18 protein-coding genes are annotated in these 26,261 nt (G+C 65.3%); 8 read left to right on the top strand and 10 right to left on the bottom strand.

From position 1 onward, the window contains the following. Position 1 precedes the first annotated feature (1 nt). Entirely contained in the window at positions 2-889 is an 888-nt protein-coding gene (locus I3J27_RS07105) for a carbohydrate ABC transporter permease (RefSeq protein ID WP_270166987.1), read from the bottom strand. A 61-nt stretch (positions 890-950) separates the two neighbouring features. Next, positions 951-2,252 (bottom strand): ABC transporter substrate-binding protein, encoded by a 1,302-nt coding sequence (locus I3J27_RS07100; protein ID WP_270166985.1) that lies wholly within the window; start codon positions 2,250-2,252, stop codon positions 951-953. 192 nt (positions 2,253-2,444) lie between these two features. On the opposite strand from I3J27_RS07100, the gene I3J27_RS07095 reads away from it, so the two are divergent. Further along, a complete protein-coding gene (locus I3J27_RS07095) occupies positions 2,445-3,485 on the top strand; it encodes a LacI family DNA-binding transcriptional regulator (RefSeq protein WP_270166983.1) in 1,041 nt (346 codons plus the stop codon). A gap of 10 nt (positions 3,486-3,495) precedes the next feature. Beyond that, positions 3,496-4,230 carry an SDR family NAD(P)-dependent oxidoreductase gene (locus I3J27_RS07090; RefSeq protein WP_270166981.1) on the top strand — a complete coding sequence of 245 codons (735 nt, stop codon included), beginning with the start codon at positions 3,496-3,498 and terminating at the stop codon, positions 4,228-4,230. 2 nt (positions 4,231-4,232) lie between these two features. On the opposite strand, the gene I3J27_RS07085 is transcribed toward I3J27_RS07090, so the two are convergent. Beyond that, positions 4,233-5,669, bottom strand: a complete 1,437-nt coding sequence (locus I3J27_RS07085; protein ID WP_270166979.1) for a lipopolysaccharide biosynthesis protein — start codon at positions 5,667-5,669, stop codon at positions 4,233-4,235. Positions 5,670-6,019: 350 nt separating this feature from the next. Here I3J27_RS07085 and I3J27_RS07080 point away from each other — a divergent pair, with 350 nt between their 5' ends. Continuing rightward, on the top strand, positions 6,020-7,087 hold the full coding sequence (locus I3J27_RS07080) for an endo-1,4-beta-xylanase (RefSeq protein ID WP_270166977.1): 1,068 nt from the start codon (positions 6,020-6,022) through the stop codon (positions 7,085-7,087). A 3-nt stretch (positions 7,088-7,090) separates the two neighbouring features. On the opposite strand, the gene I3J27_RS07075 is transcribed toward I3J27_RS07080, so the two are convergent. The 3 genes from I3J27_RS07075 to I3J27_RS07065 all read right to left on the bottom strand — a co-directional run bounded on the left by I3J27_RS07075 (position 7,091) and on the right by I3J27_RS07065 (position 12,398). Beyond that, positions 7,091-8,041, bottom strand: coding sequence for a DUF6492 family protein (locus tag I3J27_RS07075; RefSeq protein ID WP_270166975.1), 951 nt, complete (start codon positions 8,039-8,041; stop codon positions 7,091-7,093). Positions 8,042-8,136: 95 nt separating this feature from the next. Next, on the bottom strand, positions 8,137-8,931 hold the full coding sequence (locus I3J27_RS07070; RefSeq protein WP_270166973.1) for a protein-L-isoaspartate O-methyltransferase family protein: 795 nt from the start codon (positions 8,929-8,931) through the stop codon (positions 8,137-8,139). Beyond that, positions 8,928-12,398, bottom strand: coding sequence for an ATP-binding protein (locus I3J27_RS07065; RefSeq protein WP_270166971.1), 3,471 nt, complete (start codon positions 12,396-12,398; stop codon positions 8,928-8,930). Before I3J27_RS07065 ends, I3J27_RS07070 begins: the two co-directional genes overlap by 4 nt. Positions 12,399-12,533: 135 nt before the next feature. On the opposite strand from I3J27_RS07065, the gene I3J27_RS07060 reads away from it, so the two are divergent. The 3 genes from I3J27_RS07060 (at position 12,534) to I3J27_RS07050 (ending at position 20,248) form a co-directional block, all read left to right on the top strand. Then, positions 12,534-18,977 carry a non-ribosomal peptide synthetase gene (locus tag I3J27_RS07060; RefSeq protein ID WP_270166969.1) on the top strand — a complete coding sequence of 2,148 codons (6,444 nt, stop codon included), beginning with the start codon at positions 12,534-12,536 and terminating at the stop codon, positions 18,975-18,977. A 142-nt stretch (positions 18,978-19,119) separates the two neighbouring features. After that, on the top strand, positions 19,120-19,287 hold the full coding sequence (locus I3J27_RS07055) for a hypothetical protein (RefSeq protein WP_270166967.1): 168 nt from the start codon (positions 19,120-19,122) through the stop codon (positions 19,285-19,287). Positions 19,288-19,516: 229 nt separating this feature from the next. Further along, entirely contained in the window at positions 19,517-20,248 is a 732-nt protein-coding gene (locus tag I3J27_RS07050; protein WP_270166962.1) for a 4'-phosphopantetheinyl transferase family protein, read from the top strand. A gap of 308 nt (positions 20,249-20,556) precedes the next feature. Here I3J27_RS07050 and I3J27_RS07045 read toward each other — a convergent pair whose 3' ends face one another. The 3 genes from I3J27_RS07045 to I3J27_RS07035 form a co-directional block, all read right to left on the bottom strand. Continuing rightward, complete coding sequence (locus I3J27_RS07045; protein WP_270166944.1) at positions 20,557-21,582, bottom strand: histone deacetylase family protein; 1,026 nt, start codon at positions 21,580-21,582, stop codon at positions 20,557-20,559. A 126-nt stretch (positions 21,583-21,708) separates the two neighbouring features. After that, positions 21,709-22,647, bottom strand: coding sequence for an SMP-30/gluconolactonase/LRE family protein (locus I3J27_RS07040; protein ID WP_270166942.1), 939 nt, complete (start codon positions 22,645-22,647; stop codon positions 21,709-21,711). After that, on the bottom strand, positions 22,604-24,679 hold the full coding sequence (locus I3J27_RS07035) for a PQQ-dependent sugar dehydrogenase (protein WP_270166939.1): 2,076 nt from the start codon (positions 24,677-24,679) through the stop codon (positions 22,604-22,606). Before I3J27_RS07035 ends, I3J27_RS07040 begins: the two co-directional genes overlap by 44 nt. Positions 24,680-24,886: 207 nt before the next feature. Here I3J27_RS07035 and I3J27_RS07030 point away from each other — a divergent pair, with 207 nt between their 5' ends. Both I3J27_RS07030 and I3J27_RS07025 read left to right on the top strand, forming a co-directional pair. Further along, complete coding sequence (locus I3J27_RS07030) at positions 24,887-25,120, top strand: DUF6894 family protein (protein ID WP_270166936.1); 234 nt, start codon at positions 24,887-24,889, stop codon at positions 25,118-25,120. Positions 25,121-25,129: 9 nt separating this feature from the next. Next, entirely contained in the window at positions 25,130-25,306 is a 177-nt protein-coding gene (locus tag I3J27_RS07025) for a hypothetical protein (protein WP_270166934.1), read from the top strand. Positions 25,307-25,381: 75 nt separating this feature from the next. On the opposite strand, the gene I3J27_RS07020 is transcribed toward I3J27_RS07025, so the two are convergent. Continuing rightward, complete coding sequence (locus I3J27_RS07020; RefSeq protein WP_270166931.1) at positions 25,382-26,155, bottom strand: enoyl-CoA hydratase-related protein; 774 nt, start codon at positions 26,153-26,155, stop codon at positions 25,382-25,384. Positions 26,156-26,261 lie beyond the last annotated feature (106 nt).

Below are 26,261 nucleotides of genomic sequence, written 5' to 3'. Positions count from 1 at the left end.
ATCACCACGCCACTGCGCCGCGCAGGCGGTTGAAGGCGAGCACGGCGCCGAACACGATCGCCGTCAGTGTCAGCATCAGGGCGCTGGCATAGCCGATGTTGAAGAATTCGAAGCCGACCCGGAAGCCGTAGATGTTGAGCGTGTTCGAGGCGTTGCCCGGGCCGCCCTGAGTGGTGATGTAGATGATGTCGAAGAAGCGCAGGAGATCAACGCTGCGCAGGATCGCTGCGGTGACGATGGTCGGCAGCAGCAGGGGCAGCGTGATGCGCTGGAACGTCTTGAACGGGGATGCACCGTCGATCTGCGCGGCTTCGTAGACGCTCGGCGGCAACGATTGCAGGCCGCCCAGCACGATCAGCGCGACGTAAGGCGTCCACTGCCAGCTGTCGATCAGCGCCACGGTCGGAATGACCAGGGACGGCGAGGCCAGCCAGTCCGACGGCGGCAGGCCGAACGACTGCAGGATGTAGTTGGCGGCGCCCAGCGAAGGATCGAGGATGACCAGCCACATCATCCCGGCCACGACCGGCGGCATCATGAAGGGTGAGATGAACAGCGAGCGCACGATCCCCGGCAGCCGTTTGGCGTGGAACAGCACCAGCGCCAGCCAGACGCCGAAGACGAGCTGCAACACCAACGACAGCACGAACAGCGCGATGGTGATCCACAGCCCGTGCCAGAACTCGTAGTCCGAGATCAGCTTCGAATAATTGGCGAGGCCCGCGAACGACTGCTTGCCCGTCGAGGAGAACGTCTGGAAGCCGAGCCAGATCGTATAGACGACCGGAAACGCGATCATCGCAACCGTGAAGATCACGGCCGGCGCCGAGAGCGCCGCCATCTCCAGCTTCTGCCGGTCCTGCGTGAGTGTCGCAGCCGCCTCAGACATCCGTCCGTTTCCTTGATCGAGTGAGATGCCGGCAGGCGCGAAGCCAGCCGGCATCGGGCGGTCAGTTCAGCGCGATCAGCGCGTCCAGCGCCTTGTCCGCATCCGCGCAAGCCTGATCGACGGTCTTCTGCTTCAGGATCAGATCCTGCACCGCCTGGCCGATGAACTCGCGCGATTGCGGATTGGCGACGATGGGATAGCCGACTTCGGACGAGCCTTTGGTGGCGAGCACGTCGAGGGCGGCCTGCCATTCCTTCCGCACCGGCTCCTCGTCGATCCACTTGCGATATTCAGGATCGTTGGCAACGGACGGACGCGGCGGGGCGATGCCCTGGAGCGCCATCTTCTTCTGCACTTCGGGGCTGGTCGCCCACTGCACGAAATACCAGGCCGCATCCGGCTGCTTGCTGTGCGAGGAGACCGCCATGCCCCAGCCGATCGTGGTCGGCACCTGGCCGGCTTCGCCCGCCGGGAACGGCAGCAGGCCGGTGTCCTTCAACCGCGCGCCACCTTCCATCACGGTACGCAGCTCATTGGACGACTCGAACGCCATCGCGGCGCGGCCGCTGCGGTACAGCGCGGAAATCTGCTGGAAGCTGTAGTTGACGACGCCGGGCGGCCCGAAATCGCGCAGCAGCCGGCTATAGGTGTCGAGCGCCTCCTTGCCCTTGGCCGAGCAGAGGTTCGACTTGCCGCTCGCGATATACGCGCCGCCGATGTTGTGCAGCATGTTGCTGAAGGTGTAGGCGACCGCGGGCTTGAGGCCGCGCGAGACGAACGGCGTTACCGCGCTGTCGCAAGCCTTGATCTTCTCGGCCGCGGCCTCGACCTCCTTGATGGTCTTCGGCGCCTCGAGGCCGCACTTCTTGAAGATGTCGGTGCGGTAATAGAAGATCGGCCCTTCGAGGTTCATCGGCATGCTGGTCAGCTTGCCGCCGAAGGTCGCGGCCTTCAGCAGGGCCTGGCTCAGCCCCGCCGGATCGTAGTCCTTGGCAACCTCATTCTTGGCCATCGCGGTGAGATCGCCGTACCAGCCGGCCACGGCGAACTGCTCGCCCTCGCGCGAGGGCAGCGTCATGAACACGTCGACCTCGTCGCTGTTCGCATTCATGACGGTGACCAGACGCTGGCGCATCTGTTGCTCCTGATAGCCGTCGACCTTCAGGGTCATGCCGGTCAGCTTCTCGAAATCGGCCTTGTAGGTCAGCAGCGCCTGCGCGACCGGGTTGTTATTGGCGAGAAAGGTGACGGTCTTGCCCTTGAACTTCGTCCAGTCGAAATCGGCCGCGTTCGCCTGCGCGCTGATCGCGGCTAGCGCGAGAACGGGCAACGCGACATGCGTCGCGAGCATCCTGGCCTTCATTGAACTCTCCTCCCGGCTGGCCGCCTTAAGCTGGCGGACCATTTTGAACAGGTTTGAACACCATCTGAAAACGGTTACAAAATAGACCTCGCATCGATCGTGTCAAGCGGTGGACAAGCTGCACAATCTGCGGCAAATTTGCGTCATTTCCGCTACTATGCGGCTTGTCACGCGATATGTAACGTTACATCAATGAGACTGACCAACGCCAAGTCCGTGAAACAGGGCATCCGCGCCGTGGCGGCCCGCGCCGGCGTGTCGACGGCATCGGTCTCGCGCGCCCTCAACAATCCCGATGCGGTGAGCCCGTCCTTGCGCGCGCGCATCGAGCAGGCCATCGACGCGCTCGGTTACATCCCGCATGCGCCGGCTCGCATCCTGTCGTCGCGCCGCTCGCGCACGCTTGGCGCAATCGTGCCGACGATCGACAACACGATGTTCGCGCGCGGCATCGCCTCGCTGCAACAATATCTGTCCTCGGTCGGATACATGCTGTTTCTCACCACCAGCGGCTACGATCTCGACGTCGAATTGCAGCAGGCGCGCAATCTGATCAGCCGCGGCGTCGACGGCCTCGTGCTGCGCGGCGATTGCCATCACGACGGCTTGCGAAAACTGCTTGCGGACAATGCGGTGCCGTTCATCAATGTCGGCATCTACCAGCCCGACCGGCCCTACCCTTGCGTCGGCACCGACAACGAGGCCGCCGCCCATCGCGCCGCCGCACATGTCATCGAGCTCGGCCATCGCCGCATCGGGATCGTCTCGGCGCTCCAGCGCAACAACGACCGCGCCAGCGCCCGCGTCGCCGGCTTCCGCCGCGCGCTGACCGAGAATGGCCTCGAGCTTCCGGCGCAGTGGCATGTCGAGGTGCCCTATACGCTGGACGACGCGCGCGAGGCGGCGCGCTATCTCCTGAGCCTCAAAGACCGCCCGACAGCCGTGGTGTGCGGCAACGACGTCATCGCCTATGGCGTGCTGCTCGAGGCGGAGCGCGACGGATTCTCGGTCCCGCGCGATCTATCGGTTGTCGGCTTCGACGACCTCGACTGGAGCCGGCACTTGCGGCCGAGCCTGACCACGATCCACGTTCCGACCGGAGAGACTTGGCAGCGCGCCGGCGAATATCTGGTGCGGAGCCTTGCCGGCGAGCAGACCATCATGCATCGCGAGATCGACTTCTCGCTGGTGGTTCGCGAATCCACGGCCCCGCCGCCGAAATCCCTGAAGTGAGACAACCTTGATGACTTCGAATTTCTCCCTCGCGCCCGGCTTTCATGCCGTCGTGATCGGCGGTGCCGGCGACATTGGCGCCGCGATCAGCAATCAATTCTGCGATCTCGGCGCGACGGTGACGGCAACCGGCGCCAATGAGGCGGATCTTGCGCGCACACTGCTCAAGCCGCGCGCGGGTCTTACGCTTGCGACGCTTGATGTGACCGATGATGCGGCGGTGGCGTCCTTCGCCCGGACGCACAAGCGCGTGGACGCGCTGGTCAACTGCGCCGGAATTCTCGCGCGCGACAAGGAATTCGAGATCGAGACCTTCATGAAGGTGCTCGACGTCAATCTCACCGGGACGTTCCGGACCTGCATGGCGTTCCAGCCGCTGCTGGCGGAGAGGAAGGGCTCGATCGTCAACATCGCCTCGATGAATGCCACGCTGGCGTTGCCGCGGATTCCCGCCTATTGCGCCAGCAAGGGCGGCGTCGTGATGCTGACCAAGGCACTGGCCTTGAAGTGGGCCGAGGACGGCATCCGGGTCAATGCCGTTGCGCCCGGCTATATCGAAACCGCGATCAACGCCGCCGGCCGCACTGATCTTGCGCATTATCAGCGCATCGCCGACCGCACCGCGTTCAAGCGATGGGGCCAGCCGGAGGACATCGCGGGAGCCGTGGCATTCCTCTGCATGCCGGCCTCGCGATATGCGACCGGCACCGTCGTGGCCGTGGACGGCGGGTTTCTCGCGGGGTAGCGCTACACGCCGACCGCTTTCCGGTTGAACGTCCGCAGGAAGCGCAGCGACAGCGTCCGCACGTTCGCGACGTTCAGCAGCCAGGCCACGGCGACATAAGCAAAGCCGCCGGCAAGGCTCACGACGATCAGCGCCACGATTCCGGTGCCGTTAACCTGCGACCGCGCAAGCAGGATCGCAGCCGCCATTGCCGCGGCTGAAACCGCAACACCAGCGAGGCGGTTGAAATCGAACGGCACGGGATGGGCGCGGTGCATCAGCGCGACGGCGACGACGAAGCCGATCGCCTCGGTCGCAAGCGTCGCCAGCGCCGCGCCGTAGAGATCGTAGCCGGCCACCAGCGCAAACATCAGCACGACGCTGACGACCAGCGTGAGGAACGACTGCGTCGCCAGCATGAAGGGCCGCTCGGCGAGCTGGAAGCTGATCTGCACGTAGAACTGATTGGCGATGCCGAAGAAGCGGGCAAGCACGAGTGTCGGCAGCAACGCCGACACACCGGCGCGGAAGTCGACGCCAACCAGCGTGCCCGCGACCTCGTCGGCCGCGAGCGCGAGCCAGACGGCAACGGGCGCGACGACGACGAGCAGCAATTCGAGGCTCTCCGTCAGCCGTTCCCGCGTGATCTCATCATTCTTCTCGGACAACGACCGGAACACCAGCGGCACGGTCGCAGCTGCGACGCTGGAGGCGATCATCACCATGAACTGGCGCGGCAGATCGGCGGCGACGCCAAAGATACCGGCGGCGTCCTTGCCGAGCAGATAGGCGACGATGAGCCGGTCGCAGGCCGAATAGACGGCGACGGAGAGTCCAGCCAGCGTCAGCGGCAGGCCGTAGCGCGCCAACTGCATGAACTGGCTGCGCTGGAAGCGCGCGATCTTGGTGCGATCGCCGACGAGATTGAGGATGATGCCGCTGAGCGAACCGAGGCCGAATGCCGCGAGCAGCCCCAATCCACCCCAGCCCAGCCAGATGCCGAGCAGACCGAAGCCGACGCTCGACACGCTGCGCACGATCGAGATCGCGGCGAAACGATAGGGCCGCAATTTGGCGCGCTCGAACTCCTGCCCGACGTCGACCGCATTGGCCATGATGGCGACGAACATGCTGGCGAGCAGCAACTCGATACTGACATCGCTGCGAAACAGAAACACCAGCGGCGTGGTGGCGCAGAGCACCGCGACCGTCAGCCCGAAGGCGACCATCGCCGTGCCGCGAAAATCCACCTCCGCCGACATCGCCTGATAGCGCGACACCGACAGCTTGATCCAGGCGAAGAAGATCGCGCCCAGGATTCCGGCAAGGCTGATGCCGACGACATAGACACCATACTCCGCAGGCGTCAGCAGCCGCGTGTAGGCCGTGATCGCGAAGAAGCCCACCGCCGCGGGCAGGATGTAGGCGACGAGATAAATCGAGAAATGGCGGTTCAGCATGCGGGACCGTTGCGATGATGACGGCCGTTAATCAATGGGCCTTAACGGGATCTTGGCGGGCGAACGAACTGCGCCGCAGCATCTCGCAACAGTGTCACATAAGTCTGCAGATCGGGCGCCGAATGAGGCTTTGAGGCCGCTTTTGCGCGTTAGCGTTAAATTTGCCCTTTCGTTGAAGCGATTTCCGCGATCCCGGACGAAACCTTGGTCCAGACTGGAACAGCGATGCGACACCACGCGCGCAGGTGCCCCGAACATCCGGCAAGGGTTAACCCAACAACAGGAAACCCCGGCGTCACGGGGCGACGCTTGGTACGATGGCGCGTTGGTTCCAAAAGGAACACCCCGACGTGACCAGGCTCGACAGACGCGAATTTCTTCTCTGCGGCGCCGCAACGCTCGCAGCGGGCGCAACGGCGTCGGCGGCACCTGCGTCCAAACTCGCGCAGCGCCGTCCGGGCTTTGGCGCGGCGGCGACGCTCTGGGACCTGCAAGCCGATCCCAGGCTCGGCGAAGCCATCAGCACCTATTGCACGCAGGTGGTACCGGTGCTCGAGTTGAAATGGCCGATGCTGCGGCCGAACGCGCACACGTTCAACTTCGAACGCGCGGATGCGATCCTGGATTACGCGCGGGACAACGATCTGACGATGCGCGGCCATGCGCTCGCCTGGTATCACGACATTCCGGACTGGACCAAGCAGATCAAGGACACCAAGGGCGTCGAGCGCGCCTATGTCGACCACATCGGCACCGTCGTATCCTATTACAAGGACAAGCTGACCTCGTGGGACGTCGTCAACGAGCCGATCCCGGACAATCCCAAGAAGGTCACCGACCGGCGCGACACGTTCTGGACACAGCATCTCGGCAATAACTGGATTCCGCTGGCGTTCCGCACCGCCGCCGCGGCCGATCCCTTCGTCAAGCTCGCGATCAACGAATATGACATCGAGTCGGCGAAGGATACGTTCATTGCCAAGCGCGCGGCCTACCGCCATCTCATCATGGATTTGCTCGACCAGGGCGTGCCGCTGCACGCCGTGGGGCTGCAATCGCATCTGCATGCCGAGCTCGAGATCGACACGCATGGGCTGGCCGAATTCGTCACGGAGCTGCGCTCGTGGGGGCTCGAGGTACTCGTCACCGAGCTCGACGTCGACGATCAGAAGCTGACGGGCAATGCGGCCGAGCGCGACGCCATCGTCGCCAGGCGCGTCAATGATCTGCTGACGGCGATCTCGACCAGCGGCCCGGTGCGCTCGATTCTGACCTGGGGCCTTTCGGATCGCTACAGCTGGATCAACGGCGTCTTCGCCCGCGCCGACAAGCAGCCGAACCGTCCCCTGCCGCTCGACGGCGAGTTCAAGCCGAAGCCGTTCATGGACGTGATCAGCAAGTTTACGAGGGACGCGTGAGGCCTAGCGTGCCTTGGGCATCTCGAACTGAGCTTCTTCCCCCATGTGGTCGGGAGACAGGCTCGGAGCGCGGCGGTCGCGCGAGCTGAGGCGGAACACGTCGCGGATGTCGTCGACCGAAGTCGACGAATAGGACTGGATGCAGAGCGCGACCTGTTCGGGCGAAGCGGCGCGCATCATGGCTTCGATGGCCGGGCGGTCGAGCGGCGTGTCGTCCCAGTGCGAGACGGCGATGCTGTCTTCCGTCACGCGATGGGTGGCCAGATGCGCGGGCGAGTTCGCGACAAAGTGGCCATACATCAAATATTCCGAGAACTTCTTCTTCCGGCACAGCGCCAGAACCCAGTTCAACCCCGTCGCCGATTTGATCTGGGCGGTCATCGCGCGCGCGGTGTCCTTGTCCCAGACCAGCGCGTTGCCGACATAATCGTCGGCGGGGAACGAGCGCTGCTTGATGCCGAGAAGCTGATCGACGGTGCGCAGCCACAGCCCATGCAGCGGGTGGTCAGCGCCGATGTCCTTCGGGGTGACGAACAGCGGCGTCTTCTCGGCGCCGGCATATTGGCCGACGTCGAATTCACGGAAGAACAGGTTGTCCGAATCCAGGATGCAGACCCGCTGCTCGGGCGCGTTGAGCACGCCGGCGATCTTCAGGATCTGCTGGATGTGCCAGCCGTGCACAGGCGACGACAGCAGCGACAGCCAGACCCGGCGCTTGCTGAGGAACTGGAGCGCTGGCGGCAGCGCCCAGAGCCATTTCGGCAAATAGCGCGAGGCGGGAACGATGACGCGCTTGTCGGACGCGAACCGCGCGAACAGCGGCACGTCCTCATCGTTAACGAGAACATAATGCCGCGTGTATCCCGTGAGCCAAGTGTCGATGCTCTCGCTGAGCAGCGAAAAGCGCTCGATATCCTTGGCATAGCTGGCGGTCAGCAGGGCAACGGAATGCATGGAGCGCGCTCAAATGGCCATCAAGCCGCACTCATAGCCGCACCGCGAGATGCTGGAAACTCACAAACGGAATCAAGGTAAAACGAAACGAATCATTAGCCATCCGACGGCAGGCCCTGCTCGATGCTGCGAAAGCGCAGCGGCGCCAGCGCCGAGGCGCGCTGCCACCAGTCGGCGACGCGGTCGTCGAGCGCGGTCACGCCGCGGCCGTGGCCGGGGAAGATCCGGATCTGCTGCACCGCCTCGGCCTCGAACCCCTTGCCCCTGCGCGTGATCTTGAGAGCGGCGCCTTCGCGGTCCCGCTGGGTCAGCGGCACCAGCAGGCGGCCGCGCGGGCGGAGCGACTGAAGCCAGAGCGGGTGCGGATGCGAGAACCCGGCATGCACGATGATCACGTCGGCGGGCTCGCCGATCTTCTCGCATCCATCGCAATGGACCACCTCGACATTGCGATAGGGGCGAAGACAGGTCGCGGCGCGAGCAGCAAGCCGCTCGTCGCATTCGATGGCGTGCACCCTGCCCTTGGGGCCCACGATCTTCGACAACACCGCCGAGAAATAGCCGAGCCCGCAGCCGATCTGGACCACGCGGTCCTTCTCCCCGATACCGATCCGATCGATGAAATGCGCCCACAGGCTCGGCAGCCCGGTGTCGAGCTTGCGGCGTGCATCGATCGCGACCAGCACGTTGTCATAGAGGTGAACGGGATCGGCATCTGGCGTCAGACGATAGCTGCGCGCCGCTTCGCTCTTGATGCGCCAGGGTCCCTTCACCAGAAAATCCTCGCGTGGGACGGCGGCCAGCGCCGCGAGCAGGCGCGGCGAGGAAATCCGCTCGCGCTTCGCAATCAATTCGACATAACGCGCGCGCGCGGCGGCGAGATCGCTCATCGCACGGGATCGGCCGGTTCGCGAACGAGTGCGTCCGCACCGAGCTCGTTGACGAGCTGCATCGCCTGTTTCAGGTCCGGCGTGTAAAAACCTTCGCTGAACTTGCCGACGATCGGCACGAGCAGGAGACTGGCATGCTCGCGCTTGCCGGCTTGCTGCGACAGACGCGCGAGGCTGACCGCGGTGCGAAGCTCCCAGGACAGCGCGCCCTGCTTGCGCGCAGTCTCCAACGACAGCGCGAACAAGTCCTCGGCCTCCTGCACCGACGCAGGTTCGCCGTCCAACAGCGTGATTTCGCCTTGCAGGCGATAGACCTCTGCGAGGTAAGAGTGGTCGCCTGTGCGTCTCGCAGTCGCGAGCGCGCCGTCCAGCGCGCGCAACGCGGCATCGCGCATCCCGACCTTGGTGTAGGCCTCCGCCAGCAGGCAGCGGAACCAGCAGCCGGCAAGCCAGGAATCCATCGCCTCGTATTCGTCGAGGCCGAAGCGCATCTGGCTGAGGCCCTCGTCCGCCTCGCCGAGCTGAGCCAGCGCCCAGCCGCGCAGGATCGCCGCCTGCTGCTTCCAATGCAGGAAATTGTGCTCGGTGGCGATGATCATGGCGCGGTTGGCGTAGTCACGCGTACCCTCGACGTCGCGCAGGTGCTGGCAGAGATAGGCGCCGAACACCAGCGCAAAGGCGAGCGTGAAGGGATGGCGGACCTTCTCCGCGTTAGCGATCGCCTGCTCGCTGTGCTGTCGCGCCGCGTCGGGCCGGCCAAGGAACCACAGGAGGTAGCCGAGATAGGACAGCGAGACGACGCCGGGCTCGATGCCGTGCCGCTCCATCAGTTCAAAATGCAGATCCGGACTGTAGAGATTGATGCAGCGATGCAGGTGATGGTGGGACGCCGCAAAACGGCCGCGATAGAGCATGGTCATCGCGATCGCGCGGTGCGCCTCGATCAGATAGCCGGTCTGCTGCGCCGGCTGCGTCCGCTCGTTCAGCCGCTCGCGCTTGGCGAACTTGAGCAGCTCGACGCTGAGATCGTGAGCGCGGGTGAGATCGGCGCGGATGAAATGGCAGACCCAGAGCCCGCGGGTGGCGGCAAAGATCTTTTCGTCGTCGTCGAGCTGCTGGCCGAGTTCGAGCGCGCGAATGTAGTTCTCCTCGACCTCCTGCACCGCATAGCCTCTGGCGGCGATCAGTGCGTTGCCGAGCGCGATGCGCAGCTCGAGCTCCATCTCGTCCGCTCCTTGCATGCGCGCATTGGCCTGCACGACGCTGAGGCCGCGACGCAGATGGCCGATCGCCTCCAGATTGGCGCCGCTCTTGGCCGCCTGCTTGCCGGCCTTGAGCCAGAAGCTGGCGGCACCCTCGCTCTGACCGGATTCAGTCAGATGATGGGCGAGCAGCTCCGGCTCGCGCTCGGTCTTCTCCGGATACATCTCGGCGAGCACCTGGGCGATCCGGGAATGCAGCTTGCGCCGCTCGCTGTGCAAGAGGCTCGCATGCGCGGCATTCTGGATCATCACGTGCTTGAAGGAATAGAGCGCGTCGGGCGGATGGCCGCGGCGCATGATCAGTCCCGCCTCCTCCAGATGATTGAGCGCGGCCTCGATCTGCTCTGCCGGCGTGTTGGCGACCGCGCGCAGCGTCTCGTAGGAAAACTCGCGGCCTATTGTGGCGCCGATCTGCGCGATCCGCTTGAACGGCCCCATCCGGTCCAGCCGCGCCATCAGCGAATCCGTCAGGGTCGCCGGGATCGCGAGTTGCCGCCACGGGCCGGAAAGCACGTAGCGGCCGTGCCGCTCGGTGAGGAGGTTGGATTCCAGAACCGTCTTGGTCAGCTCCTCGAGGAACAGCGGCACACCATCGGTCTTGACGATGATCTCCTCGACCACCTCCTTGGGAAGCTCGCGGCCCGCAACGCGCTCGACCAGCGTCGCGCGCAATTGGCGGCTCAGGCGGTTCAGCACCAGCGTCGTGATGTGCGAATGCGCATCCCAGCTCGGCTGGAATTCGGAGCGCGCGGTGATGATGGTCAGGATCGGCCGGTTCTGCACCCGGTCGACCAGGAGGTCGATCACCTCGCGGGAGGTCGGATCGATCCAGTGCAGATCCTCGAGCGCGATCACCAGCGGCATTTCGCGCGCGAGGCCGAGCAGGTGATTGACCAGCGCCGCGACGGTCGCATCCTTCTGCTGCTGCGGCGACAGGTCGAGCGGCGGATAGCGATCTCCGGTCGGGATCGACAGCAGCGCGGCAAACAGCGGCGCAACCTGCTCGATGTCGCCATGGGCTGCGGCAATCGCGGCCTCCAGGCCGGCCAATGACATCGCGGACGGATCCTCGCGGTCGAGACCGAGCGAGAATTTGAGCTGCTCGGAGAACGGGTAGAACGCCGTGGAGGTGTAATAGGGCGAACACTGGAACGAGATCTGCCCGTGCCGGTCGCCGGAAATCCGCTCGAAAATCTCCTGGATGATGCGCGACTTGCCGATGCCGGGTTCGCCGAACTTGACCACGACCTGGCCGTCGCCGTCCTTGGCCTGCTGCCAGCGCCCCATCAGCAGCGCGATCTCCTCCTCGCGATTGACGAGCGGCGTCAGCCGCGTGCCCATCGCGGCGGCGAAGCGGGTCTCCACCCGGGAGGCCCGCATCACGTGCCAGGCCTGCGCCTTGTCCGAGATGCCCTTCAGCGCATGGACGCCGAGATTGCGGTAATCAAACTTTCCCTTCAACAGCGACTGCGTCGATGCCGAGATCACGACGCCGTTGGGCGGCGCGAGGCCTTGCAGGCGTGCGGCGAGATTGACGGTTTCTCCGACCGCGGAGTCGCGCTCCTCGGTGCCCTGTCCGACGAGGTCGCCGACCACGACGAGACCGGTTGCGATGCCGATGCGGACGGCGGGCGCGTGGCTGAGCGCGCCGCGCGGCTCGATTGCGCGCGCCGTCGACAACACCCGCACGATCTCGAGCCCGGCGCGCACCGCGCGCTCGGCATCGTCCTCATGCGCGGTCGGATAGCCGAAATAGACCAGGATACCGTCGCCGACGAAACGTGCGGCAAAGCCTTCATAATGCTTCACCACCCGGACGCAGGTTTCGCGAAAACTCGCGATCATGTCGCGTACGTCTTCCGGATCGAACTGCACCGAGAGCGAGGTGGAATCCACCATGTCGCAGAACATGGTGGTGAGCTGACGCCGCTCGGCGCCAACTTCCGCCCGGTCTTGCGGGCGGGGCGCCGCCTCTGGCTTCTGTACGGTCTCGGCCTGGAACAAGGCTGTCATGGCCCGCTGGAGGCGCTTGCGATCGCCCAACGGCAATCCGAGCTCGACCAGATCGGATTCAGTCAAATCCCCCATCACATCGAGGTCGAGGCGGTGCTGCGCGAAGAGATCGGTGTAATGACCAAGACCGATGCCTTCGAGCCAGCGCTTCAGCCCGCCTTCCGTCCCCGTGTCCGGCTCATTCTCCAGCATGGTGATTCTGCCCGACCCTCACTCCGTCGAAGGGCTTTAGGCCCCTCAACCACAGATTTTGGGGCCCGAACTTCACCTCAGACTGGACGCGTTCCCTAAGTCTTGGGAAGAATAGACCAATCAGATCAAAAAGGAATGGCATTGTCGGACACTGCATCCGGAACGGAAGAGGGATCGGACAGCGCAGGCGCCGAAACCAGGACCTTTGCCCATATCGGCGGCCTTCTCGACTTTTATGCCCGGAAGACGCCGGCGGCACCGGCTCTCCTCGCCCCTGGCCGGCCACCCCTCACCTACGGCAAGCTGGGTGACTTGATCCAGCACCTGGTCCGCACCCTGCGCGGGCTCGGCATTGGCCCTGCGGACCGGATTGCCGTTGCGCTGCCACGCGGCGCCGACAGTGCGCTGGCGCTGATCGCGGTCGCCTCGAGCTGCGCCTGCGTCCCCATCAATCCCGACCTGACGGCCGACGAGCTGCAACGTTATTTCAGCGAATTGAAGCTGACGGCGCTCCTCACCCGCGCCGACATGAACTCACCAAGTCGTGACGTCGCCAAGGCGCTCGATATCGCAGTGATCGATTTCGTGCCGGGACCGGACGACAATCTCGGCGGCTGCGCATTCATCGGCCCGACGGTCGGTCCGGCCAATGGCAGCGGCGCCTCGCGCGGCGACGACGACGCCTTCATCCTGTTGACGTCAGGCACCGCAGCGCGGCCGAAGATGGTGCCGCTGACGCAGCGCAATGTGTGTCTCTCCGCCTACAATGCCGGCCGCGTATTGTCGCTTGGGCCCCACGACCGCCTGCTCAATGCCCTGCCGCTGTTTCACGCCCATGGGCTGATCTCCGGCCTGCTGACGGCGCTGGCCGCGGGCTCCAGCGTGATCTGCACCGACGGTTTCGATGCATCGTCGTTTTTCGGCTGGATGCGGGAGCTGCGACCGACCTGGTACACGGCGGTGCCGACCATTCATCGCGCGCTGCTGACGGCAGCCGAAGCCAATCCGGATCGCGCCCGCTCGTCTTCGCTGCGCGTGATCCGTTCGGCCTCGTCCTCGCTCGCGCCTGCGATCCTGAGCGGGCTGGAGACGATGTTCGGCGTTCCCGTGCTCGAAACCTACGGCATGACGGAAGCGGCTTCGCAGATCGCGGCCAATCCGTTCGAGCTGCGCAAGGTCGGATCGGTCGGCCGCGCCGCAGGCCCGGAAATCGCGATCATGGACGAAACCGGCCGCACGCTTGCGAGCGGCGAGCATGGCGAGATCATGCTGCGCGGCCCCAACATGAGCCGCGGCTATTACAATGACGAGGCGGCGACCCGGGCCGCATTCCGCAACGGCTGGTTCCGGACCGGCGACCTCGGCTATCTCGATGCCGACGGCTATCTCTTCATCGTCGGCCGCATCAAGGACGTGATCAATCGTGGCGGCCAGAAGATCTCGCCGCTGGAGGTGGAGGAGGTCCTGCTCAGCCATCCGGCGGTGCTGGAGGCCGGCGTGTTCGCCGTCCCGCACCCAAAGCTCGGCGAGAACGTCGCCGCCGTCGTGGTGCTGCGGCCGAATTCCGAGGCGACCTCGGATCAGCTACGGCAATTCGCGCGCAAACGACTTGCGGCCTACAAGGTGCCGAGCCTGATCCGCAGCGTGGCCACGCTGCCGAAGGGTGCCAGCGGCAAGGTCAAGCGCAATGCGCTGGCGGACCTGGTCGCCAGGGCAGAGCACGGCGATGAGGCGCAACTGCCGCGCAACGCGCTGGAGACCCAGCTTGCGGAGATCTGGGCCGGCCTGCTGGAGCTGCCGCAGGTCGGCGTCGACCAGGACGTCTTTGCGCTCGGCGCGGACTCGCTCGCGGCGACGCAGATGCGCTCGCGCCTGCGCGAGCGCTTCAATGTCGACTTCTCGTTCGAGGACATCTTCGATTGCGCGACGGTCTCGGCGCTTGCGGCCCGGATCGAGACCGCCGCGGCGCATCGCGAAACGATGCTGCCGGCCTGGCGTCCGGCCGCGGCGGCGGATGCGCCGCTGTCGTTCCAGCAGCAGCGGATGTATGTGCTCTCGCGGCTCGATCCGACCCGCTACAATTACAACGTCGTCGAGGTCGCCCTTCTCAAGGGCCTGGTCGATGTCTCCGCGCTGTCTGCGAGCCTCACCACGATCTGCGCGCGCCATGAGGCGCTGCGCTCGGTCTTCATCGAGCGACGGGGCGAGCCGGTGCAGCGCGTGCTGCAATCGCCGCCGCGGTTCGAGTGGATCAAGCTCAAGCCCTGCCCCGCGGACAAACGGACCGCGGTCATCTATCGCGAGGCGGCCAGGCTCGCGCAATATCCGTTCGATCTTTCGCGGGAGCCACCGCTGAAGGTCACGCTGCTGTCGTTCGACAGATCCAGCCATGCGCTGGTGGTCAACGTCCACCACCTCGTCACCGACGGCTGGTCACAGCGATTGTTCTGGGAAGAGCTCGCCGCCCATTATGCCGCCGCACGCAAGGCGAGGGCGGCGACGCTGCCTTCGCTCACCTTCCAGTACCGCGACTTTGCGCTGTGGCAGCAGAGCTGGGCCGAGATGCCGGCCGCAAAGGAGCAACTCGACTACTGGAAGACGCAGCTCGACGGCATCACCACGCTGCCGCTGCGGACCGACCGGCCACGGCCGGAGGTCTGGAGCGGTCACGGCGCCCGTCACTATCTCGAATTCTCCAAAACGCTGTCGGCTGATCTGCGCGCACTGAGCCAGAACCAGGGCGTCACGCCCTTTATGACGCTGCTCGCGGCGTTCCAGTGCCTGCTATTCCGCCACACCGGCCACGAAGATGTCGCGACAGGATCGCTGATCGCCAATCGCAACCAGATCGAGAGCGAACGCCTGATCGGCCTGTTCGCCAATACCCTGATCCTGCGCAACGATTTCGGCGGCGATCCGGGTTTTGGCGACGTGTTGCGGCGGGTGCGGCAAGTCACACTGGATGCATACCGCAACCAGGATCTTCCGATCGAGGAGGTGCTGCGCGCGCTCCAGGTCGCACGAAGGACCGACGGCAATCCGCTGTTCCGGATCATGTTCATCCTCCAGAACGCCTCGATCGAGGCGGCGCGTTTCCCCGGCCTGTCGACGCGGCGGCTGGAGGTCGACCCCAAGGTGGCACGCTTCGACATCACGCTCGAACTGGTGGAGGCCGACGGCCGCTTCACCGGCTTCTTCGAATACGCCACCGATCTGTTCGACGAAGGTACGATCGAAGCCATGGCCGCGCAGTTCAAGACACTGCTCAAGGCCGTCATCGCCAATCCGGAGCAGCGCATCTCGCGCCTGCCGCTCCTGACCGAGGCCGAGCGCCGGCAAATGCTGGCGAAGAGCCAGGGCGAGGCGGCCGATTTCAAGACACTCGGCAATCCGAGCGAACGTTACGACCGCCAGGCGAAGAAGACGCCGAACGCGATCGCAGTATCGGACGGACGCACATCCATGACCTATCGCGAGCTGGCCCGCCGCAGCGAAGCCGCCGCGCGCTGGCTGGCGCGCGAAGGCGTCGGCGCCGAGAGCGTGGTCGCCCTGCTCGCGGAGCGCGGGCCCGATTTGCTCGCCGCAATGATCGCCGTGCAGCGCGTGGGCGCGGCCTTCCTCAATCTCGAGCCCGACCAGCCGCCGGCGCGGCTTGCGACCATTTTGGGATCGAGCTGCGCCCGCATGCTGCTGACCGGGCGCGCGCAGTCATCCATGGCCGAGGCGCTGCTCGAACCGCTGGTCGAGCGCATCCATGTGGCCAAGCTCGAAGACGCGCTCACGCCCGGATCGGTCAAGCCGGCCCGCGCCGCGCGGCGCGCGGCTTCCAGCCTTGCCTATCTCATCTATACATCCGGCTCCTCCGGCGCGCCGAAGGGCGTCATGATCGAGCAGCGTGGGCTCTCGAACCATCTGGCCTCGCTGATCTCCGAGCTCGGCCTCTCGGCCAGGGACGTCATCGCGCAGACCGCGCCGCAGAGCTTCGTGATCTCGGTCTGGCAGTTCCTCGCCGGGCCGATGGTCGGCGCGCGCGTCCATGTCTGCACCAACGCGATCGTGCAGGACCCGATCCTGTTCGCGCGCGAGATCGAGCGCGAGGGCATCACGGTGATCGAGATCGTGCCGTCGCTGTTGCGCGTGATACTCGATCGCATGGACGAGGCACAGGTCCGGCGCGCCTTTGCGAAATTGCGGCTGCTGATCTCGACCGGCGAGCCGCTGCCGGTCGATCTCTGCCGTGCCTGGTTCGCCCGTTGCCCGAAGGTGCCCCTGATCAACGCCTATGGTGCGTCGGAATGCTCCGACGACGTCTCGCTGCACCGTCTGACCAAGGCGCCGGCGGCGGCGGCGAGCAACGTTCCGGTCGGCGCGCCGCTGCCCAACACCCAGCTTTACGTGCTCGATGCGCACCTCCAGCCGCAGCCGGTCGGCGTGACCGGTGAGCTCTGCATCGCCGGCGCCGGCGTTGGACGCGGCTATATCAACGATCCCGCGCAAAGCCGGCAGCGCTTCATCCCCGATCCGTTCTCGCGCCAGGCAGGCAGGAGGCTGTACCGGGCCGGCGACCTCGCCCGCCGCCGCACCGATGGCACGATCGAATGCCTGGGCCGCGCCGACCATCAGGTCAAGGTCCGCGGCTATCGTATCGAGCTCAAGGAGATCGAGAACGCGCTTGCCGATCATCCGGCGGTGCGCGCTGGCATCGTCGAGCCGCGTCGCGAGGCGAGCGGCGACGTCAGGCTGATCGCCCACATCGTCGCAAAGCCCGGCAGCCAGAGCAGCGCCAGCGAGCTGCGTCAATTCCTGAAGAGCCGGCTGCCGGGTCATGCCATTCCGTCCGTCTTCCTGTTCATGGATCAGATGCCGCTCAACGCCCATGGCAAGATCGACCGGTCGGCGCTGCGCGCGCCCGCGCAGCAGGACGTCTCTAGCCCGGAGGCCGCCGTGCCGGCGCGGCACTTCACCGAAAAAGTGCTCTCGGACATCTGGATCGACCTGCTGAAGGTCGAGAGCCTGGGCGTCACCGACAATTTCTTCGATCTCGGCGGCCACTCGCTGCTGGCGGGCCGGACGATGGCGCGTATCGCCCGTGCGCTCGGCGTATCGCTGCCGCTCAAGACCATCTTCGAGGCACCGACGATCGAGGCGCTCGCCCGGCGGGTCGACGAGGCCGTGGCGGCGAAGCCGCACGAGCCGGCCGCAAACGTACCGCCCCTGGCCGAGGGCGGGCCTCTCGCGCTCTCGATCGCGCAGGACCAGATGATCCGCATCGAGCAGAACCTGCCGGGCCTGCCGCTGTTCAACCTGCCCTTTGCCTTCCGTCTGCATGGCCCGCTCGCTCCGGCCATCCTCGCGCAGGCGTTCGGCGACATCGTGCGGCGCCACGAATCGCTGCGGACCGGGTTCGGCTGGAGCGGCGAAGAGCCCGTCAGCCGCATCGTCACACCCGGCGAACTTGGACCCGTCCTCACCGTCGAAATCATCGGCGACGGGCGCCCGCACAACAACAAGCGGCGCAAGGCCCTCGAACTCCGGAAGATCGATCTCCTGATCCAGCAGGAGACCTACGCCCCGTTCGACGCCGCGCGGCCGCCGCTGTTGCGGGCGCGGCTGTTGCGGCTCCATGCCGAGGAGCACGTGCTGCTGCTGACGCTCCATCATGCCGTCGCCGACGGCTGGTCGATCGGCGTGCTGTTCGAGGAATTGTCCAGCCGCTATGCGGCGCTGGCCGGACGTCCGTCCGTCCCGCTGCCGAAACTGCCGCTCGCCTTTTCGGACGTCGCCCGGTGGCAGCGCTGGTGGTGCGGCACCGACGCCGCCCGCCGCCAGGCCGCCGACTGGACCGCGAATCTGCGCGGTGCGAATCCCCTCTTCGACGGGGAAGCGAGCCCCCACGCCTCCGCCGGACATCACCCCGTCAGCCTCGAGCGCGAGCTGATCAGCCGGCTCACGGCGTTCGCCGGCCAGCATAACGGCACGCTGTTCATGTGCCTTCTCACCGGGCTGAAGGCCCTGCTGCTGGCGCGGACCGGCCGCACCGACATCTCGATTGCCACCGCCATGGCCAATCGCGCCCAGCCGGACACCGACCGGATCGTCGGTCCGTTCGAGAACACGGTGATCGTCCGCACCCGAATCACGCCGGAGCTGTCGTTCGCGCAGGCCCTGGCCCGCGTGCGCCAGAGCGTGCTCGACGCGCATGCGCGGCAGGAGCTGCCGTTCAACATCCTGGCCGACCATCTGGAGCAGGAGGGGATCGATCCGGCCTCGCTGCTCCAGGTCTATTTCACCTTGCAGAACCCGCTGCGCCAGCCGCTCGATCTACCGGAGATTACGGCGCAGTCGATCGGCAACATCGCGCGCGAGGGCCAGCCGGTGCTGCCGATCGACCAGACCTGGCTGTCGCTGATGCTCAAGGAGCGGCCGACAGGAATCACCGGTTCGTGCAATTACAAGCGCGAGCTGCTCGATGGCCCTATGGTCGCGGAGTGGATGGCAGATCTCGTCGCGCTGCTTCAGACCGCCGTCGCTCAACCCAACACGCCGCTCGGCCGATTAATCGCGCGCCGTGCGGCATGACCGGCTGTAAAGCGCGAACGAATGCAGGTTCACTCGTCAAAGCTGTGAATGAGCAAGTTGTATCTTGATTATTTGGCGCCACCGCGCAAGATTATTCCCGTGTTTTGATTTGGACGATTATTTTCAACCGGGGGAGTTTGTTATGGGTTTCATCAAATTTACCAAGGGCACCTCATTGAGCGACAAGGACCGCAAGGCCCTGCAAAAGCTGCTGGCTGCCGAGAAGAAGAAGCTCCAGGCCGCGCTCAAGGACGTCGACGCCAGCCTTTCGGTGCTGGGCGGATCGAAGAAAGCCAAGAAGAAGAAGTAAGATTCGTCGGCCGGGACGCCGCACGAATCTTCAGGCTTCACTTTTCGGATATGGCCGCTCGCTCGTCGGGCTGGGGTCTCGCACAAGCTTGCGCCTGTAAACCGGCCTGCAAATCGACAAGAATTTGCCCGGGTGGACCGTTAAAGCGGTCCGCGCAGTTGATTCTTGCTCAGCTTTTTCTTCCGTCGGGACCGGGGACCTAGCCCGCCTGACGCCATGGGCCCAATTGATGGCAGACGACAGAATTGAACTGTTTGTCGGACTGATCGAGAGCATCGACGCGCCGGGCGCGGTCGATGCGTGCCGACGATTGCTCTCGGTCGACGAGCGGATCCGCGCCGACCGCTTCATGTTCGAGCGGCATCGGCGGCAATATGTTTTTGCGCACGCCATGTTGCGCCTCGCGCTGTCGCGGGTCGCGCCCAATGTCGCGCCGTCCGACTGGTCCTTTGCAGCCGGCCGCTACGGGCGGCCGTTTGTTGCAGCGCCCGCGACCTCGACCGCGCTGCATTTCAGCCTGTCCCATGCCGACGGCTGCGTTGCCTGCGTCGTGTCAGCGCATGAAACAGTCGGCGTCGACGTCGAGACCGTGTCGCGCCGTGTCGCGCCGCTGTCCACCGCGCTTCGCTTCTTTGCGCCGGAGGAGGTCGAAACCTTGCGCGGACTGCCGGAACCGGCCGCAATCGAGCGCTTCTTCGACTACTGGACGCTCAAGGAGGCCTATCTGAAGGCCAGGGGCTTTGGGCTCAATCTGCCGCTCGACGCCTTCGCGATGCAGGTGTCGCGGGAAGCCATCGAAATCAGCTTCAAGCCCGATATCGCCGACGACCCTCATGGATGGCGGTTCTCGTTGTGCTCGCCGTCGCCCTCGCACCGCCTCGCGATCGCCGACGGCTCCCGTGCGACCGGGGGTCTTCCCATCGCGCGCAATGCCTGGCCGCTCCAGGAAGCGGCTGAATGACCACGGTCATGCTCGACATGGTCGCGGACGAAGCCGCTCACGCAAATTCCGACCCCTCTCCGCAAGCGGCAGGGCAATCGCATGTGCCTTTTGGCAGCGCCTGAGCGCGCGCCTCGTCCTTCGAGACGACCGCTCCGCGGTCTCCTCGGGATGAGGCTAAGCGGCATCGGTGCTCGCTGAAACTGCTACCGCACGCTCCGCCCTCATCCTGAGGGCCCGCCAAGAGCGGGCGTCTCGAAGGATGGCCGCAAACGAACAGTCTTCAATGCGATTATTCTACCGCAAGCGGGGAGAGGTAAAGAAAGACCTCACCTTGCCTCTTCGAATCCCGCCAGCACCGAGGTCAAATTCGCGCCCAGAATATCCGAGAGATAACCGCCCTCCTGCACGAACACGGTCGGCAGGCCCATCTTCGCGATGGCCTGGCCGATGCGGCGGAAGCCGGGTGTGGTGACGGCCAATCCTCTCAGCGGATCGTGCTCGGAGGCATCGAGGCCGAGCGCGATGACGAGGGCACCGGGCGCGAAGGATTCGATCGCCTTGCGCGCGAGATCCAGCGCCTGGATGTAACCGTCGTCGCCGGTGCCGATGGCGAGCGGGATGTTGAGATTGGTGCCGAGGCCGGGGCCCTCGCCGCGCTCGTGGGCATAGCCCCACACGAACGGATAGTACGCAGTCGGGTCGGCATGGATCGAGATCGTGTACACATCCGGCCGCGCGTAAAAGATGCCTTGCGTGCCATTGCCGTGATGGACGTCGACATCGAGGATCACGACGCGCTCGTGCTTGGTTCGCAGATGCGCTGCCGCGATCGCGCTGTTGTTGAGGAAGCAGAAGCCGCCGGCCATGTCGCGATAGGCGTGATGGCCGGGCGGACGGCAGAGCGCGTAGGTCGCATCCTCGCCGTCCATCACCATCTGCGCTGCCATGACTGCAACGTCCGTCGCCGCGCAGGCCGCGGCCCAGGTGCCGGGGCCGATCGGCGCCGCAGTGTCGGCGGTGTGCCAGCCGAGCTTGCCGACGATATGGGTCGGATAGGTCGCGGCGTGGCGCACGGGATGGATGTTGCCGATCATCTCCGGACCGGAATCGCCGAGCGCGGTCCAGGCGTCCCAGGCTTCGCTCAGGAACGACAGATATTCCGGGCTGTGGATGCGCGCGCGGGGGCCCTGCCCGAATGTGGTCGGCTCGACCAGTTGGTGCTTGCCGTCCTTCAATCCCTTGAGCAGGCGGTCGGCGCGCTCGGGCTGCTCGGTGGTGCGCTTGACGACGCCGCGAACCAGGAAGAATTGCGGATCGTGGCTGCGATGCAGTTCGGTATGGACGGCTTTCACTCAAACACTCCGTGGTCGCTTTGAAGGTGCCACAAACGTCTTGATCGCTGCGGCCGACGGATGCAAGCAAGAAGAATGCCGCTCTTTTCGCGCTGCCCTGCGCTCGGAGCAGAACGCCCGTGAAGTTCAGCAGCGGCCGCGCTGAAGGCAGTGCTCACGGCCCTGCTGATCGGTGCGGAATGACTCGATGAAGCCGCCCTGGCGCTGGGTGACGAAGACGGTCTTGCCGTCGCTGCCGCCGAAGGCGAGGTTGGTCGGCTCCTTGCCCTTCAGCGCGATCTCCCGCTCGACCGCGCCGTTGGGCTTCATCAGCGCGACCGTACCCTTGAGAATGCGCGCGACATAGAGGCGGCCGGCCACATCGGTGCGCAAGCCGTCGACCGTGTCGGGCTGAAACGCCTTGACGAGTTTTGCAGCCGCGAGCTCGTTGCCGTTGATCGCATAGGACCAGATCTGGCCGCTGCTGGATTCCCCGACATAGAGCGTCTTGCCGTCGGGGCTGAGATCGATGCCGTTGGTGGTCCCCATCGCGCGTGGCGCCGACATCACCTGGCCCTGCACCGTACCGTCGGCAGATTTCGTAATCCGCCAGATGTGGCCTTCCCGGCCCTTCCAGTTCGGATCGCTCGCATAGATCGTACCGTCGCGGGCGATGGTGATGTCGTTTGGCTGGTTCATCTCGTCGGAGTGAAACCAGACGGCAGGCTCGGTCGCGCCCTTCGGGATCGCGAAGATATTGTGCTTCTTGTAGTCGGCAATGAACATGGTGCCGTCGCGCGCGAAGCGGATCGCGTTGCCGACGCTGCCTTCGGGGAGTGCGGTGAATGGCTCGGACGCCGCACCGCCCGCGGGCAATCTGCCGATCGTGCCGGGCTTGCCGAGATTGACCACAAAGAGGTTGCCATCGAGATCGGCAGCCGGCCCTTCGATGCCGAAGGTGTATTCGCCCGGCGGTGTCACCTGCACGCTTTCGAACAGCTTCGTTTCCGCCTGGGCGGACGTCGAGATGACGAGAAGAACGCTACTGCACAGGCACCAGAAATTCCTGCCGGATGTAATAGCCATCGTCGTCGCTGCACTCGCCATTCAAATAGGGATCGGCCGGCCGGAAGAACCGGCTAAAACCGGGTTTGTCTACAGCGCTCCTTTGTGTCACGACGACGACCTTACTGGCCGGTATTTCGCCGCATTCCTTGTTCGCCTTGCTGAAAAACTTGCGCTGCGGCGGGCCGGATTTGATCCGCATCCGCGTGCCCGGAACCATTTTCGCGACGAGCAGATCGGCGGTATCGAGCAGGCGCGTGTAGCCGGGCTCGGACTTCGGCAGGCTCTCGCCGCCCGGCGGCATCAGCTTCTCCGCACCGATGCCGCGCAGCCGCGTGCGCAGCCTGCCGGCATCAGGGTCGCCAGGATAGATCCAGCCGTCCTGCGACAGCATGAATCGGAGCACCGTCTTGTCCTTCTCCGCGTCCGATTGCCCTGGCTTCAGGCCAAAGTCCGAGTGACAGCCGAGACAGTGCTTCTCGACGAGGCCCTTGCGCAGCGCGGTGAGGCGGATGCTGTTCTGCGCGTCTCTCGCAACGAATGCCGCGAGCTGGTCGATCATCGCCTGGCTGCGCATGTCGCAGGGGAGCGGCGCCGGCGCATCGCCAGCGGCGCGATCGATCCGGATCACGGTCTGGTTCTTGTCCTCGACCAGCCAGATCGCGCCGTCCTCGGCGACCGTCATGCCGACCGGGGCACCCTGCGGCCGTGCACCGTTGACGCGATGCCAGCCTGCGATCAGCTCGTCGAATGGCGCGGCGGCGACGTCGCCGGCCTCGGTCTCAAAGCTGTGGGTCGGATCGGCCGCGCAACTGACGTGATAGTTCACCGGCGCCGGGACGGGCTTCGGGAAGCCGTGATCGTCGACGTCGTAGACGATGACGCGGCTGCCGGTCGGGCGATAGCCGTGCAGGCCGACCAGGAGCTTGCCTTCCAGCTCCAAGAATTTCGCGCCGTGATAATAGAGCATCGCGAGCGGCGCCCCATGCGGCGGCATCAACGAGAACGGCGCCTTGTAGAGCGCGTTGGCCGTGCAGAGCGATTTGTAGACCCCGGACTGCAGCACACTCCTGAATTCGGGGCTCGGCGTCGACAGGTCGTAGCAATAAGGCCAGCCGTAGTGCCTGCCCTGCTCGATCGCATTGATCTCCTCGTTCGGCTTGAAGATGTCGGGCAGGTCGCGGCCGTTCTCGCCTTGCAGGAACGCGTAGCCGGCATCGGGAAAATTCGGATGCAGCGCCAGCGCCATCGAATTGCGCAGGCCGCGCGCATAGACGGTGTGCGGCGGATCCGGGTCTTTCGGTCCCAATGCCGGGAAGACACCGCCCGAGGGCGGCGTGAACAGCCAGATCGACGCCATCGCGGACGTGCCCTCGGCGGCCACGCAAGGTTTTGTGATCGGCGCCGGCGTGATGCAGTCGTCGCTGTGCGAGCCGACATTGACGAACAGCCGTCCGTTCCTGTCGAACACGAACTGCTTGAGCGGATGCGCGCTCTCGTCGAGCCTGGTGCCGTCAGGCAGCCTGATCCGGCGTCCGGGCATGTGACGGATGATGGTCTCGACCGTGCTCCGCGGATCGTCGGCGAGCGGATCGAACCGGAAGATCGTCTCGGCGGTCGAGGCATAGAGCTTCTTGTCCGGGCCGATCGCGAGGCCGAACGGATACTCGACGCCGGTGAGCAGTTCCTTGAACCGCTGCCCCTGGGGCGCATGCGGATCGAGCAGCAGCAGCCGTCCGTCGGTATGGCCCCAGCCGCCCATGTCGGCGACCACGAACAGGTCGCGGCCCGGCACCTGGATAATCGAGCGCGGGAATTTGAGACGATCCTCCTCGCTGGCGACGAGACCGGCGCAGAACCCCGCCTTCATGTCGATCTGGATTTTCGGAAAGGCGAGATCGCCGCTGCCGCAGGTCTCCGTGCCGATCGCATAGCCGCTTTGTCTCACCGGTTCGGAGGAGGCTGCCGCAGCAAGGCCGAGCAGCGCCCCGGCGACAACAGCCGCGAACGCACGCAGGCGTCGGCGCTCGCGCCGGAATGTGAGGTGATGCACGGCGGTCTCCCGGACTTTCCGTCCAAAGTTGTTCCATGCCATGGAAACGCCGTCCAGTTGATCATCACCCGCCTGTGATTAAACCTGTAACGACCTTCGCACCGACCAATCTCCGTAGATTCCCTTACCGGGCTCGCCCCGAATGTTTCGCGAAGGCCTCGGGTGGTATCAGTTTGCCATCCCAATCGCTCCCAATAGGAGACGCATATGGTCCAGGTGTACTTTCACTGCTCCAACACCGACGGCACGCTGATCGATCGCAGCGGCACCGCGGTGGCCAGCCTGACCGAGGCGCGTGACCGTGCTGCCCAGATCATGAACTCGATGATCCAGACGCCCGGTGCCGAAGACTGGCGCGACTGGGTGATCCATGTCAGTGGCTCCGACGGCGAGGATCTTTTCGATCTCCCCTTCACCGCCATGCTCGGCAGGCCGCATTGAGGTGATGCCATGCTGCTCGCTTCACTGACCCTGCTCCGCCAGCCCCTGAGCTTCGTCGCCACCAAATGGCAGACGCTGATCCGGGTCGCAGGCGACCCCTACCGCCCCGAGCTCCACTACATGCGCGGGCCCGGCCCGAAATGGCGCGCCAAGTATCAGGCCAGCCGGCTGGATCGCAGGCTCTGAGGGCTTCCTACGAACGATTTCGCCACACATCATGCCCGGGCCTGTCCCGGGCATGATGCGTTTGGGAGCCCCCCTTCACTTCCCCGTAAATTTCGCCTTGCGCTTCTCGACGAAGGCGGTGCGGCCTTCGACGGCGTCGGCGCTCTTGCGGATCGTGGCCTGAAGCTCGATCTCACGACGGAACTGCGCCTCGTAGGTGGTGTGCTCGCTCTCCTCGAGCAACCCGCGGGTTGCGACCAAAGCGCGCGTCGGGCCGTCGGCGAGACGGCGCGCCAGAATCAACGCCTCATCCATCAGCTCGGCATCGTCGACGACCTCTCGCACCAGGCCGATCTCACGGGCGCGTTCGGCCGTCAGCGGCTCGTTCAGCAGCATCAGCTCGAGCGCGCGCTGGCGGCCGACCAGCCGCGGCAGCAGCCAGGTCGAGCCGAGATCGGGCACCAGCGCAATGCGGCTGAACACCTGGATGAAGCTCGCCGACCGCGCCGCGACAATGATGTCGCCGGCCATCGCGAGGCTGAAGCCGCCGCCGGCTGCGACGCCGTTGACGGCAACGACGACAGGCACGCGGCATTCGCGCAGCGCCTTGAAAGCCGGCCAGTAGAATCGCATGACGCCGGCGGCGATGTCCTCGCCCAGCGCTTCGGACGCCTTCAAATTCTGCCCTGAGCAAAAACCGCGCCCTGCGCCGGTGAGGACCAGGGCGCGCACTCTATCGTCCTGCGTCATCTCGGCAACTGCGGCAGCGAGCGCGCCGAGCAGATCCGGCGTCATCGCGTTCAAGCTCGCCGGCTCGTCGAGCGTCAAGATCCCGACAGCGCCATCCCGCGCCTGTTTCACACCTGCCATGTCGCGTCTCCCTTTGGATGTTCTCGTTGGCGGCAATGTGCCATTCTTCGCGCGCGCCGCCAATTGCGGCGCCCCAACATCCGCGCAACGAAGTGACGACAGAGTT

Origin of the sequence: Bradyrhizobium xenonodulans (genome assembly GCF_027594865.1) — a bacterium.
GTDB classification, from domain to species: Bacteria; Pseudomonadota; Alphaproteobacteria; order Rhizobiales; family Xanthobacteraceae; genus Bradyrhizobium; species Bradyrhizobium xenonodulans.
The sequence above is the reverse complement of the archived record's forward strand: the minus strand, read 5'-3'. Positions and strand labels throughout refer to the sequence as shown.